General features: G+C 75.0%; 11 protein-coding genes. 8 read left to right on the top strand and 3 right to left on the bottom strand.

The features are described from left to right. Positions 1-11 precede the first annotated feature (11 nt). The 4 genes from leuS (at position 12) to AVL62_RS10920 (ending at position 7733) form a co-directional block, all read left to right on the top strand. The gene (gene leuS, locus AVL62_RS10935; protein ID WP_058891646.1) at positions 12-2939 is read left to right on the top strand and encodes a leucine--tRNA ligase; all 2928 of its coding nucleotides are present in this window, start codon (positions 12-14) and stop codon (positions 2937-2939) included. Between the two features lie 13 nt (positions 2940-2952). Continuing rightward, positions 2953-3813 carry a DegV family protein gene (locus tag AVL62_RS10930; protein WP_058891645.1) on the top strand — a complete coding sequence of 287 codons (861 nt, stop codon included), beginning with the start codon at positions 2953-2955 and terminating at the stop codon, positions 3811-3813. A gap of 174 nt (positions 3814-3987) precedes the next feature. Further along, complete coding sequence (locus AVL62_RS10925) at positions 3988-5130, top strand: helix-hairpin-helix domain-containing protein (RefSeq protein WP_058891644.1); 1143 nt, start codon at positions 3988-3990, stop codon at positions 5128-5130. 161 nt (positions 5131-5291) lie between these two features. Then, positions 5292-7733, top strand: coding sequence for a DNA internalization-related competence protein ComEC/Rec2 (locus AVL62_RS10920; protein WP_058891643.1), 2442 nt, complete (start codon positions 5292-5294; stop codon positions 7731-7733). Between the two features lie 96 nt (positions 7734-7829). On the opposite strand, the gene AVL62_RS10915 is transcribed toward AVL62_RS10920, so the two are convergent. Further along, the gene (locus tag AVL62_RS10915; protein ID WP_058891817.1) at positions 7830-8774 is read right to left on the bottom strand and encodes a LysR family transcriptional regulator; all 945 of its coding nucleotides are present in this window, start codon (positions 8772-8774) and stop codon (positions 7830-7832) included. Between the two features lie 99 nt (positions 8775-8873). Here AVL62_RS10915 and AVL62_RS10910 point away from each other — a divergent pair, with 99 nt between their 5' ends. The 3 genes from AVL62_RS10910 (at position 8874) to AVL62_RS10900 (ending at position 11613) form a co-directional block, all read left to right on the top strand. Beyond that, a complete protein-coding gene (locus AVL62_RS10910) occupies positions 8874-10217 on the top strand; it encodes a patatin-like phospholipase family protein (RefSeq protein ID WP_235585665.1) in 1344 nt (447 codons plus the stop codon). A 138-nt stretch (positions 10218-10355) separates the two neighbouring features. Continuing rightward, positions 10356-11237: an NAD-dependent protein deacetylase gene (locus AVL62_RS10905; protein ID WP_235585664.1), complete on the top strand. Its 882-nt coding sequence runs from the start codon at positions 10356-10358 to the stop codon at positions 11235-11237. A 43-nt stretch (positions 11238-11280) separates the two neighbouring features. Continuing rightward, complete coding sequence (locus tag AVL62_RS10900) at positions 11281-11613, top strand: PRC-barrel domain-containing protein (RefSeq protein WP_058891642.1); 333 nt, start codon at positions 11281-11283, stop codon at positions 11611-11613. A 69-nt stretch (positions 11614-11682) separates the two neighbouring features. Here the strand turns inward: AVL62_RS10900 and lexA are convergent, their stop codons facing one another. Beyond that, a complete protein-coding gene (gene lexA, locus AVL62_RS10895) occupies positions 11683-12408 on the bottom strand; it encodes a transcriptional repressor LexA (protein WP_058891814.1) in 726 nt (241 codons plus the stop codon). Between the two features lie 257 nt (positions 12409-12665). Between lexA and AVL62_RS10890 the strand changes: the two genes are divergently transcribed. Further along, positions 12666-13091, top strand: coding sequence for a LysM peptidoglycan-binding domain-containing protein (locus AVL62_RS10890; protein WP_058891641.1), 426 nt, complete (start codon positions 12666-12668; stop codon positions 13089-13091). A gap of 41 nt (positions 13092-13132) precedes the next feature. Here AVL62_RS10890 and AVL62_RS10885 read toward each other — a convergent pair whose 3' ends face one another. Then, positions 13133-13756, bottom strand: coding sequence for a hypothetical protein (locus AVL62_RS10885; protein ID WP_058891640.1), 624 nt, complete (start codon positions 13754-13756; stop codon positions 13133-13135). Between the last annotated feature and the right edge of the window lie 35 nt (positions 13757-13791).

Raw genomic sequence — 13791 nt, 5'->3', positions numbered from 1 at the left:
GAGAGCACACGATGAGCGAGCGCACCCCCCAGCACCGCTACACCGCCGAGCTGGCCGGCCGCATCGAGGGCCGCTGGCAGGACCGGTGGGAGCGGGAGGACACCTTCGCCTCGGCCAACCCGGCCGGCCCCTGGGCGACGCCGGAGGACCCGCGGCTCGCCGAGGGGCGTGGGCACCGGGTGGTCATGGACATGTTCCCCTACCCCTCCGGTGCCGGGATGCACGTCGGGCACCCGCTCGGTTACGTCGCGACCGACGTCCACGCACGGTTCCTGCGCACGACCGGCGCCAACGTCCTCTACGCCATGGGGTTCGACGCCTTCGGGCTGCCGGCGGAGCACTATGCCGTGCAGACCGGGCAGCACCCCCGGGTGACGACCGAGGAGGCGATGTCGACCTACCGCCGGCAGATGCGGATGATCGGGCTCTCGCACGAGCCCCGGCGCACCTTCGCCACCATCGACCCCGGTTACGTGCGCTGGACGCAGTGGATCTTTCAGCAGATCCACGACGCGTGGTACGACCCGGAGGCGGACCCTCGACCGGGGTCGGGGCAGAGCGCGCCGGGCCGGGCCCGGCCGATCCGCGAGCTCGTCGAGCAGTTCGCCGACGGCCGCCGCGAGGTCCCCGGCGGTCGTCCGTGGGGTGAGCTCTCCCCGGCCGAGCAGGCGCGGGTGCTGGACGGCTACCGGCTGGCCTACGTCTCGGCGGCGCCGGTCAACTGGTGCCCCGGTCTGGGCACCGTGCTGGCGAACGAGGAGGTCACCGCCGACGGCCGGTCCGAGCGGGGCGACCTGCCCGTCTTCAAGCGCAACCTGTCGCAGTGGATGATGCGGATCACCGCGTACGCCGACCGCCTCACCGACGACCTGGACCGGTTGGACTGGCCGGAGCGGGTGCGCCTCATGCAGCGCAACTGGATCGGTCGCTCGACCGGCGCGCAGGTCGCCTTCCCGGTCCCGACGACGACCGGGGGGGAGGCGTCGCTGGAGGTCTTCACCACCCGGCCCGACACCCTCTTCGGGGCCACCTTCATGGTGGTGGCGCCCGAGCACCCGCTCGTCGCGCAGATCGTGCCCGAGGCCTGGCCCGCCGGCACCCAGGACGCGTGGACCGCGGGCGCCTCGACCCCGCGCGAGGCGGTCACGGCATACCAGCGGCAGGCCGCGGCCAAGAGCGACGTCGAGCGCCAGACCGAGGGCAAGGCGAAGTCCGGCGTCTTCAGCGGCGCCTGGGCGACGAACCCCGTCACCGGTGCACCCGTGCCGGTCTTCGTGGCCGACTACGTGCTCATGGGCTACGGGACCGGCGCCATCATGGCGGTGCCCGGGCAGGACGAGCGCGACTGGGACTTCGCTCGGGCCTTCGACCTACCGGTCGTGCGCACGGTGCAGCCGACGCCGGACCACCCGGAGGACCAGGCGTTCACCGGGGAGGGCCCGGCGATCAACTCGGCCAACGACGAGATCAGCCTGGACGGGCTGGGGGTCGAGGACGCCAAGGAGCGGATCATCGCCTGGTTGGAGCAGACCGGCCGCGGTCGCGCGACCGTGACCTACCGGCTGCGCGACTGGCTGTTCAGCCGGCAGCGCTACTGGGGCGAGCCCTTCCCCCTGGTCTGGGACGAGGACGGCGTGGCCCACGCCGTCCCCGACGACCAGCTGCCGGTCACCCTGCCGGACGTGCCCGACTACGCGCCGCGCACCTTCGAGGCCGACGACGCCGACTCCGAGCCGGAGGCGCCCCTGGCCCGAGCGACCGACTGGGTGCACACGACGATGGACCTCGGCGACGGGCGGGGTCCGGTGCCGGTGCGCCGCGAGACCAACACCATGCCGAACTGGGCCGGGTCGTGCTGGTACTACCTGCGCTACCTGGACCCGGAGAACACCGCGGCGCCGGTCGACCCGGAGGTGGAGGGCTACTGGATCGGTCCCCGTGAGCAGACCGTCCCGGGGGCCCCGGAGGGTGCCGTCGACCCGGGCGGGGTCGACCTCTACGTCGGCGGGGTGGAGCACGCCGTGCTGCACCTGCTCTACGCCCGCTTCTGGCACAAGGTCCTCTTCGACCTGGGCCACGTGAGCAGCGAGGAGCCGTTCCGGCGCCTCATCAACCAGGGCATGATCGAGGCCTACGTCTACCGTGACGACCGCGGCTTCCCCGTGCCCGCGGCGGAGGTGGAGGAGCACACCTCCTCCGACGGAGGGCCCTCGACGTTCACCTGGCACGGCCAGCCGGTCACCCAGGAGTACGGCAAGATGGGCAAGTCGCTCAAGAACGTCGTCACCCCCGACGAGATGGTCGAGCAGTTCGGGGCGGACACCTTCCGGGTCTACGAGATGAGCATGGGGCCGCTGGAGCAGTACCGCCCCTGGGAGACCCGCGCCGTCGTCGGCAGCCAGCGCTTCCTCCAGCGCCTGTGGCGCAACGTCGTGGACGAGGACACCGGCGAGGTGACGGTGACCGAGGAGGCGCTGAGCCCGGCGCTGGCCAAGGCGCTGCACCGGACCATCGACGCGGTGGGGTCGGACTACGCCGCCCTGCGCACCAACACGGCGATCGCCCGGATGATCGAGCTCAACAACCTGCTGACCAAGCTGGACACCGTGCCCCGGGCAGCCGTGGAGCCGCTGGTGCAGATGGTGGCTCCGGTGGCCCCGCACCTGGCCGCCGAGCTGTGGGAGCGGCTCGGGCACGAGGACCTGACCTACGCGCCCTTCCCGCAGGCCGACCCGGCTCTGCTCGTGGAGGACTCGGTGACGGCGGTGGTGCAGGTCAAGGGGAAGGTGCGCGACCGGCTCGACGTCGCGGCCGACATCTCCGAGGCCGACCTCGAGGCGCTGGCGCTGGGCAGCGAGAAGGTGCAGCGCTTCCTCGACGGGGCGCCCGTGCGCAAGGTCGTCGTGCGGGCCCCGAGCCTGGTCAACATCGTCGTCTGAGCCCGCTCCGACCATGGACGTCGCCCTCGTCACCGACAGCGCCAGCTGCCTGCCCCCCGGGGCCGGGCGGGCGCTGTCGGTGGTCCCGTTGCACGTCATGGTCGCCGGACGGCGCGGGGACACCCGCGAGGTCGGGCACGCGGAGGTGGTCGAGGCCCTGCGCCCGGCCACGCACCGGGTCGGCGTCTCGACCAGCCGGGTGTCGCCGGGGGAGTTCGTCGAGGCATACCGCGAGCTGGTGGGTCGTACCGGTTGCCGGGCCGTCGTGTCCGTGCACCTGTCCGGCAGGGTGAGCGGGACGGTGGAGGCCGCCCGGCTCGCCGCGGCGGAGGTGGCGGACGAGGTGGACGTGCGGGTGCTGGACTCCCGCACGGTCGGTATGACGCTCGGCTGGGCCGCTCAGGACGCCGCGGCGCTGGCGGCGGACGGAGCGAGCCTGACGGAGGTCGAGGCCCTGGTGCACCGTCGGCTGGCCGGGGCGAGCGCGTGGTTCTACGTCGACACCCTCGAGCACCTGCGGCGCGGCGGCCGGCTCGGCCGGTCGCAGGCCGTGCTCGGGTCGGCGCTGGCCATCAAGCCGCTGCTGACCGTGGCCGACGGGGAGGTGGTGCTCGCCGAGCGGGTGCGGACCCGGGGCAAGGCGCTCGCCCGGCTGGAGGCGCTGGTGGACGACGCGGTCGGGCGCATGCGCGCCACGGGCGGGAGGCCGCGGCTGGCCGTGCACGAGCTGGACGCCCAGGAGGCCGCCGCCGGGCTGGCGGGCCGTCTGGGGCAGCGGCTGGCTCTCGACCCGCTCGTGCTGCCCCTGGACCCCAGCCTGGGCGTGCACACCGGCCCGGGCACCCTCGGGGTCGTGGTGGCCGACGCCGGCTGAGGCCGCTGCTGCCGCCCGGGGCAGAACCGCCTTGCCCCCGGGGTCCGGTGCGAGGCCCAGACCGCACCGGCTCCGAGCTCCGCGTCGTCCACACCCTCCGGGGCGCGCCCCGGCCGTCCACAGATGCGCCCGCCCCCCTCCCGCGGGGTGCGTCGGGCTCCTAGCGTGCCGACCATGGACTCGGGGGACATGGAGGCCCTGCACCAGGGCAGGCACCGCACGCGCCGTGCGGCGCTCGACGCGGACGACCGTGCCGAGCGGGGAGAGCGGGTGCGGCCGGGCGCCACGGACGAGCAGGCGGACGAGCGGGAGCGCGCAGGGGGTGGGCCGGGTCGGGGCCTCGGCCGGACCGGGGAGGGGGTCGGCCGGGCCGGGGACGGTGTCGGGAGTGTCGGGGGTGGCGGGCACGGCGTCGTGGGTGATGGGCACGGTGACCGGGGCGGGCACCCGGGCCACGACGTGCGCGGTGGCGAGATGCGGCTCGTGCCGGTGCCCGGGGCGGGGCGCAGCGCCAGCATCGGGGTGGGTGCCCGGTCCGTGGGTGGTCTGCTGCTCGTCGCCGTCGTCGTGCTGGCGGTGCTCGGGGGTCGGTGGTGGTGGGTCGCCCAGCAGGCCACGGCGCTCCCGGAGGCCCCAGGTCAGGAGCAGGCGGAGGCGGCGCCGGCGGGGTTCGTCGGAGGTGGTGAGCCGTCGGCGACGGACGGGGCGGGGGTGGGTGGCGATCCCGGTGCGCCGGCGGGGGCCGCGGAGCCAGGCGCCGACTCATCGGGTGGCGGTGGGTCGGGTGGTGATGGGCCGGCCGGGCCCGGGAGCACGGCGGCCCCCACCCCGGAGGGGCCCGTGCTGGTCCACGTCGTCGGACACGTGGCCGCGCCGGGGGTCGTGGAGCTGCTGCCAGGAGCCCGGGTCGTCGACGCCGTCGACGCGGCGGGCGGCCTCACCTCCGGTGCCGACCCCGGCTCCGTCAACATGGCCCGGGTCGTGGTGGACGGCGAGCAGGTATGGGTGGGGGCGCCCGGTGAGGAACCCCCTCCGGGGTGGTCAGCCGCCGCCGGGCCGGCCGGGGCGACGACGCCGGCGGGCGCCGGGGGTGGGGTCGGCGGCACCGAGGCCGGTACGGCACCGGTCGACCTCAACCGGGCCACCCAGGCCGACCTCGAGGAGCTGCCCGGCATCGGTCCGGTGACCGCCGGCCGCATCCTGGCCTGGCGGGAGGAGCACGCCGGGTTCACCGCCGTCGAGGAGCTGCTGGAGGTGAGCGGCATCGGCGACCGGACCCTGGAGCAGCTGGCGCCGCTGGTCACGGTCGGACCGTGAGCCGCCGGGGCGTCCTCGCGTCCGCGGGGGACGCAGCGGGACCGGGTGGGCCTGCCGACGCAGAGGGGCCGGCGGAGACGGTGCTGCCGGTGGACACGGCGGGGCCGAGGGGTGTCGAGGGGCCGGCAGGGACGGAGGGACCGGCGGGTGGTGAGAGGGAGGTGCCCCACGACGCGCGGCTCCTCCTGCCGGCCGTCACGGCGTGGGCGGTCCTGGTGGGGGTGCTGACCGGTCCCGGCTGGCTGCCGGCGGTGGTCGCCGGCGGCGCGCTCGCCCTGGTGGCGAGCCTGCTCGCCCGCATGGCCCGGCTGGCCCCGTTCCCCGGTCCCCTCCACGCCGCGGTCGACGGCCCGCCGGTGGGCCGCCACCGCGGACGCGCGTCTGGGCCCGCTCGCCGGGTCGACGGGTCCGGTCGTGCCGGCCACCCGGTGCTGCTGGTGCTCGCGCTCGCGGCGGCGGCCGTGGGCCTGGTGTGCGGCGCCGCGGCGCTGCACCTCGCTGTCGCCCGTGCCGGTCCGGTCGCCGGGTGGGCGCAGGAGCGCGCGGTGACCGGCGTCGAGCTGGTGGTGACCACCGAGCCCCGGGTGCTGGCACGTGCCGACGAGCGGGACCCGCTCGTCATCCTCGAGGCCCGCGTCGTCCGGGCCTCCGCCCGGGGGCAGACGGCTCGCCCGCGGACCCCCGTGCTGGTCATCGCCACCGCCGGGGAGGGCTGGGAGGAGGCCGCCTGGCGGAGCAGGCTGGAGGCGGTCGGCCGGTGGTCCCCGGCAGAACCCGGCGACCGGGCCGTCGCCGTCCTCGTGCCTCGGGGACCACCCACGACCCTGGACCGGCCGATCGCCCTGCTGCGCGGGGTCGACCACGTCCGGGACCGGTTCCGCCAGGCCGTGGACCCGCTGCCGACGGACCCCCGTGGTCTCGTGCCGGGCCTGGTGATCGGCGACACCTCGCTGACGCCCCCGGACCTGACGCAGGCCATGCGCGACACCGGGATGACGCACCTCTCGGCGGTGAGCGGCAGCAACGTCGCGATCGTGGCGGGCGGGGTCGCGCTGCTCGCCGCCCGGCTGGGTCTGCCCCGAGGGTGGCGCCTGCCGGTGGTGCTCGTCGCGCTGCTCGGGTTCATCCTGCTGTGCCGTCCGGAACCCTCGGTGCTGCGGGCCGGGGTCATGGGTGCGGTCGGGCTGATGGCCCTCACGGGTGGCCGACGGCGGGCGAGCCTGCCGACCCTCGGTGCGGCCGTCATCGGGCTGCTGTGCCTCGACCCCTGGCTGGCCCGTTCCTACGGGTTCGCCCTGTCCACGCTCGCCACGCTCGGCCTGGTCCTGTGGGCGCGCCCGTGGGGTCTGGCGATGGCCGCGCGGGTGCCGCGCTGGGCAGCGCTGCCGGCGAGGGCGGCCGCCGTGCCCCTGGCGGCGCAGGTGATCTGTGCCCCCGTCATCGTGCTGCTGCAGGGGACGGTCACCACGGTGGCCGTCCTGGCGAACCTCCTGGCGGCACCGCTGGTCCCGCCGACCACCATCCTCGGTGTCGTCGCCGCCCTGCTGGCGCCGCTGTCCGTGCGGCTCGCGACGGCGGTGGCCTGGCTCGCGGCAGCGCCCGCCTGGGTCATCGGCCGGATCGCCCGGGTCTGTTCACGTCTGCCGGGTGGGACGCTGGAGTGGTGGGACGGCGCGGTGGGGGCCTGGGCGCTGGCCGCCGTGACCGTGGCCCTCCTGCTCACCAGGCGCTGGTGGTCGCACCAGCTGGGGCGTCGCCCCTGGGTCGCCGCCGCCGCGAGCTGCGCCGTGGTGGTGTGGGTGGTCCCGTGGCCCGGTCTCACTGGCTGGCCACCTCCCGGCTGGGTCGTCGCGGGCTGCGACGTCGGGCAGGGGGACGCCTTCGTGCTCCCCAGCGGTGCCGATGGAGCCGTCGTGGTCGACACCGGCCCCGACCCGGGGGCGATGGCGGACTGCCTGCGGTTGTTGGGGGTGCGCCGGGTCGAGCTGCTCGTGCTGACCCACTTCCACAGCGACCACGTCGGCGGTCTGGCGGCGGTGCTCGGTGCGGCGGAGGTGGGTGAGGTGCTGGTCACGCCGGTCCAGGAGCCCGCCGAGTCGGCGGCGTCCGTCGCGGCGCAGGTGGGCGCGGCGGGCATACCCCTCAGGGTGGCGCGGCCGGGGGACCGCTGGACCTGGGGCGACACCGCCGTCACCGTGCTCTGGCCCACACCGCGGCCGCCTGCGGGCGGGTCGGCGGCCAACAACGCCAGCATCGTCCTCGACGTCGAGGTCTCCGGGGCGCGGGTGCTCATGACCGGTGACCTCGAGCCGGAGGGTGCCCGGCTGGTCGGTCGGTTGACGGAGGGGCGGGACTACGACGTGCTCAAGGTGGCCCACCACGGCTCGGCCGCGCAGGACGAACGGCTGGTGCGCCAGGCCCGCCCGGAGATCGCGCTCATCGGCGTGGGGGAGGACAACGACTTCGGTCATCCGGCCCCGAGCGCGCTGAGCCTGCTCTCCGAGATCGGGGCCGTCGTGCTGAGGACCGACCTGCACGGCGACATCGCGGTCGTCCGCGACGCGGGGGGCCGGCTCGTCCCGCACGCCCGCGAGGGAGGGTGAGCCATGGATCGGGACCCGGTCCCACCCCGCCCGGCTCCGACGTCGGGGCCGGCGGAGACCCGCGGCGACGGTGCTCCCGCCGACGGCCGACAGGTCTCAGGGAGTGGGGGTCACGTGTGCGCACGGAGAGCCGCCCAGCTCCCGGGCGCTGTGGCAGAGCGCCTCCAGCGTGGCCGCGACGGCCGGTACGCGTTGCAGGTCCGGGGTCGTCACGACCTGCACGGTGCGGCGCGACGGCGGCGACACCGGCCGGACGACCACGTCGGGGTGCGAGACGGTGCTGAGGATCAGCTGCGGGACGAGCGCCACCCCGAGCCCGGCCGCCACCAGCCCCAGGACCGCGACGTAGTCCTCGGTCTCGAAGGTCACGTCAGGGCTGAACCCGGCGCCGTCGGCCAGGGTCAGCAGGTGCCCGCGGCACCGCGGGCACCCGGCGATCCATCGCTCCGCGGACAGGTCGGCGAGGTCCACCTCGTCCTGGTCGGCGAGCTCGTGGTGCTGGGGGAGCACCAGCATGACCGGGTCGTCGAGCACGTCCATGACCACCAGCCCGGTCAGGTCGTCCTCGCCACGGCCGGCGTCCGTGCCCTCGTAGGCGAACGCCACGGCGAGGTCCACCGCCCCGGCCCGCACCGCCGCGAGGGACTCGGGCGGCTCGGCCTCGCTGAACTGCACCGTCACCGCGGGGTGGCTGGTGCGCAGCCGGGCCAACGCCCGCGGCACGAGCGTCGCGGAAGAGGAGGGGAAGGCCATGAGCCGCACGCGTCCGGCCTTGAGACCGGCGATGGCCACGACCTCGGCCTCGGTCTCGTCGATCCGGTCCAGGATCTCGGCGGCCCGTCGGGCCAGCAACCTCCCCGCCTCGGTGAGCCGCACGCTGCGCCCGATCCGCTCCACCAGCGCCGTGCCCGCCCGCTGCTCGAGCCGGCGGACCATCTGGGACACCGCCGGCTGGGTGTAGCCGAGGGACGTCGCGGCCGCGGTGAAGGACCCCTCCTCGGCGATGGCGCGCATCACGCGCAGCCCTGCGGCGTCGAACATGCCCTGCATCGTAGTCGGCGGGGCGCTGGTCACCAGAGCGACGCCGACACCACGGGCCAGGTTCACGCCCCGGTCATCCGTCGCTGGTGTGCTGGACACGTGCCTGCCGCGCACCAGCACCTGCCCCCGCCACCCCCGTCCGGTGACCCCACCCTGGCCCAGCTGGAGGCTGCCCGGGCCACCGCCCACCACGGTCCCTCCGCCCTGCGACCACGGCACGGGAGCGCCCTGTGCCTGTCCGGCGGGGGCTTCCGGGCGTCGCTGTTCCACCTCGGCGCCGTCCGACGCCTCGACGAGCTCGGCGTCCTCGGGTCCTTGCGCACCATCAGCGCGGTGTCCGGAGGGGCCGTGCTGGCCAACCTGCTCACGCACCCCGACCTGGACTGGCCCGACCCCCGACGAGGACCGGGCCGGGTGGGCGGCCTGGAGGAGCTGGTCGCCACCCCGCTGCTCGAGCTCACCCGGCGCAACCTGCGCACCCCAGCGCTGCTGTCCCGGGTGCGGCCCCGTGGCTGGGGTCGACCGGACGCGAGCGTCGGGGTGCTCGCCGACGGGCTGGAGCAGGCTGTCCCGTGGTGGGGCACGGACCTGCGCGAGCACGCCCGCAGCCGAGGTCCCGCGGTGCTCACCGGCACCACCGAGATCGGCTACGGGGTCTCCTGGGTCTTCGCTGACCCCTACTCGGCCGGGCCACGGGGTCGGATGGGGGACCACCGGCTCGGCCACTGCGCCCCACCGCCGGGGCTGCGCATCGTCGACGCGGTCGCCGCGTCCTGCGCGTACCCACCGTTCTTCGCGCCGCTGGAGCTCAACGGTGACGAGCTCGGCCTCGTGGGTGGTGCCCCCGACCCGGACGAGTCCGAGGACGTGCGGGCGGCGATCCGGAGGCGGATCCAGCTGGTCGACGGCGGGGTCTACGACAACCTCGCCCTCGAGCCGGTCTGGTCCGACCACGAGACCGTCCTGGTCAGCGACGGGGGTGCGGTCTTCCGTGGCCGCCCTCCGGGCTCGTTGCTCTCCCGCCTGTGGCGCCTGCTCTCCATCGCCTCCAGCGGCGGACAGACCGCGCGCCTGCGATGGCTGCACGCCGGCTTCGCGCGGGGCGCGCTGGCCGGTGCCACCTGGTCCCTGGAGTCGCCCGGCGACCTCGCGGGGGACCCCGGACGAGCCCGGGGGACGGGGACACCGCCGGGGCGCGCTCCCGAGGCCCTCGGCGCGATCCACCAGGTGCGCACCGACCTCGACGCCTTCAGCGCCGGGGAGCAGATGGTGCTGGAACGGCACGGCTACCTCGTCGCGGACGCCTCCGTGCGGCGGCACGCTCCCGGGTCGGTGCTGCTGGACGCGCCGTCGCGCCCCCCGCACCCTCAGGTCGCCGGGCCCTCGGAGGTGGTGAGCGCGCTCCGGGGCTCGGGGCGGGTCACGGCCCTCGGCCGTCGGTAGTCTCCCGCGAGCCGTCCGGCCGCCCGGCTGGCAGGATGGACCCACCATGTCGTCGCGTCCCGCACCTGTCACCGCCCGCGGCGCCCTCGTGCCCGCGTCCGCGTGTGCCGCGGCGTGGGTCGGGTCGGCGTGAGCGTCGTGGGCCCGCTCGACCTGGCCCACACGCTGCCACCCCGCACACCGGTCGACCCGCTGGCCCTCGGCGAGCTCCGGGAGCTGCTCGCCGACGGGGACGTCGTCGTCCTCACCGGGGCGGGGATGTCGACCGCCAGCGGCATCCCGGACTACCGCGGGCCCGACGGGACCCGGCGGGTGCAGCCCATGCAGCACGGCGAGTTCGTCAGCTCCGCCGAGGGCCGGCAGCGGTACTGGGCGCGCGCCTTCGCGGGGTGGGGGAGGTTCGCGGCAGCGCAGCCGAACGCCGCGCACCGCGCGGTCGCCGACCTGGAGCGCCTGGGGCTGCTGCGGCACGTCATCACCCAGAACGTGGACGGCCTGCACCAGCGGGCCGGCAGCCGGCGGGTGCTGGAGCTGCACGGCACCCTGGCGGCCGTCACCTGCCTCGACTGCGGCGAGCGGACCTCGCGGGACCTCGTGCAGCAGTGGCTGGTGGACGCCAACCCCGACGTCCTCACCGGTCTGGACGGCCTCGCGCAGGTGAGACCGGACGGCGACGTCGCCCTCCCCGAGGCCCTCGTCGCCACCTTCCGCACGCCGCGCTGCCTCGTCTGCGGAGGGGACCGGCTCAAGCCGGACGTGGTCTTCTTCGGTGGCTCGGTCGCCAAGGACGTGGTCGAGCGGGCGTTCGGCCTGGTCGAGGGTGCGAGCGCGCTGCTGGTGCTCGGCTCCTCGCTGCGGGTGATGAGCGGCTACCGGTTCGTCCGCCGGGCCGCGCGCGACGGCATACCGGTCGCGGTGGTCACCCGGGGCTCCACGCGCGGCGACGCCGAGACCACTCTCCGGCTCGACGCGCTGGTGGGGGACGTGCTGCCCGGGCTGGTCGCCGACCTGGGTGGCTAGGCTGGGGGTATCGGCCAACCGGGCCGCGACGAGGAGGTCACCAGTGGTCACCTACGAGCAGCTGGGTGAGATGTATGACGCGGAGGTCGTCGACCATTACGGCCACAAGGTCGGCGGGCTCGACCAGGTCTACCTGGACAACGGGACCGGCGAGCCGGCGTGGGTGTCGGTGCGGACCGGGTGGTTCGGTGGCCGCAAGATCTTCTGCCCCGTGTCGAACGCCGTCATCAGGGACGGACACATCGAGGTGCCCTACCCCGTCGACATGATCAAGGACGCCCCGGACATCCCCTGCGACGGGCACCTGACCGAGGACGAGGAGGAGCAGCTCTACGACTACTACTCCCTCGACGAGGGCCCGGCCCCGTCGGGATGAGGATGCGGCGCCACCCCCCGACGAGGATGGAGGGGACGGGGAGCGGCGCCGCGGTCTGGGGGGGCCGGGTCAGACCCGGCGGAGCACCGCCGTCACCTTGCCGAGGACGACGGCGTGGTCGCCGTCGATCGGCTCGTAGGCGGGGTTGTGGGGGATGAGCCAGGTCTTGCCGTCGCGGTGGCGGTAGGTCTTGACGGTCGCCTCGTTGTCCAGCATGGCGGCGACGATCTCGCCGTTGACCGCGGTCGGCTGGCGGCGGACGACGACCCAGTCGCCGTCGCAGATGGCGGCGTCGATCATCGAGTCACCCACCACCTTGAGCAGGAACAGCTCGCCGTCGCCGACGATCTGACGAGGCAGCGGGAAGACGTCCTCGACCGCCTCCTCGGCCAGGATCGGACCACCGGCCGCGATGCGCCCGACCATGGGGACGTAGGACGGCTGGGGGCGTGAGTCGTTGATGCCGGTCTCGTCGATCGTCTCGCTCGAGACCGGGCCGAGCGCGGCGTCCTGATCGCTGCGGCGGTAACCCGTGCCCTCCTGGCCGGGGGTGACGACCTCGATCGCGCGGGGACGGTGCGGGTCCCGGCGCAGGAAGCCCTTGCGCTCGAGGGTCTTCAGCTGGTGGGCCACGGAGCTCGGCGAGGTCAGACCCACGGCGTCGCCGATCTCCCGCAGGCTCGGCGGGTACCCGCGCTGGTCGACCGCGTCGCGGATGACGTCGAGGACGCGTCGCTGCCGGTTGGTCAGCTCGGCGCCGCCGTCGCGGTCCGGCATCTCGTGAATCGTGGCCATGGTCTCCATCCCCTCGTCCGGGCCCACCCTGCCAACCGTCACGGCACTGCTGCCGCGAGCATCATCGCTGGTCAGAGGGTATGTCAGTGGTGGGTGCTTGAGTTCCTGACATGAGAGCAGCCTACGCCCGTCGAGCGCCGCGGACAAACATGTGTTCGGTCGGCGTGTCGACGTCGTCCGACAGGTGTGCTATCAATAGGACAGACGTGCTATCGGACACCTGTCCGCATGGCACCGCCCCGAGGAAGGTGAACATCATGAGCACCGCCATCGCACACGACATCCTGGGCCCGCTGCCCGGGCCCCGCCCCGTCACCGGCGGGGCGTCCCGTCGGCCGACGCACCTGCGCCTGGTCGGCGAGGACGACCGCCGCCCGTCCAGGGCGGCACGGCGGCGTCTGCGTGCGGGTCGACTGCACCTGACCCGCCGTGGTCGGCTGGCCGTCACGGCCACCACCGGGCTGGTCCTGGCGGCGGTCATCTGGTCGATGGTCGGCCTGCTCGGCCCGGCCGGTGCCAGCACCTCCGTGACCGTCGAGCGCGGGGAGACGTTGAGCCAGATCGCCAGCGAGCAGCTGCCCGAGCTGCCGTTGAGCCGGGCCATGACCGCCATCCAGCGGGCCAACAGCCTGAGCACCACCTCGATCGCCGCCGGTCAGGAGCTGGTGATCCCCGGCCGCTGAGCCGGGCCCGCTCCCGGCGGTGCCGGCGTGGAGGGGTCAGATCAGGAGGGCTGCTCGTCCGGAGAGTCGCTGGTGCTCACGGCGTCCCAGACGACGGGGAGCTGGTCGGTGGGGATGAAGTAGCCGGACAGGTGCGGGTCGAACATCAGCCCGGCGATGCCGGCGTCCGCGTAGGTCGAGGAGGAGTCGACGAGCTCGCGCGGGGTGAGGGCGATCGCGCGAAGGTCCTCGTCCGGGCCGACCATCTCGTTCTGCACCGCGAAGTGCCGGGCCCGCTCGGCGCTGGTGAAGGTGAGCAGCATCATCTGCCCGTCGATCTGCGCGGCCGCGGGGGACTCGGCACCCGTCTCGCCGACCGCGACGAACCACCAGTGACCCAAGCCCATGGTGGCGCGCCACAGCCGGGTCATGCCGTCGTGGTCCTCCGGGCCGGTCACCCGGGCCGCGAGGACGTCCGTCTCCGTCTCCTCGGGCTCGCCCAGCCGACCCAGCCGCGTGGTTCCGGGGGTCAGCGCGTGGTCCTCGACCTGCCCGTTGGGCCCGTTCTCGCCGCCGGCGTCCCCGGGGCGACGTCCCGCGCCGTTCTCGCCCGGACGCTCGCCCTCGTAGATGGACTCCGGGCGGTTCTCGTCGTCCTGGAAGGGGAGGTCTGTGGGCTCGCTCATGCCGCCCAGTCGACCATACGCCGGGCGGGAGGGCC

Source organism: Serinicoccus chungangensis (assembly GCF_001483745.1).
GTDB lineage: Bacteria > Actinomycetota > Actinomycetes > Actinomycetales > Dermatophilaceae > Ornithinicoccus > Ornithinicoccus chungangensis_A.
The sequence above is the reverse complement of the archived record's forward strand: the minus strand, read 5'-3'. Positions and strand labels throughout refer to the sequence as shown.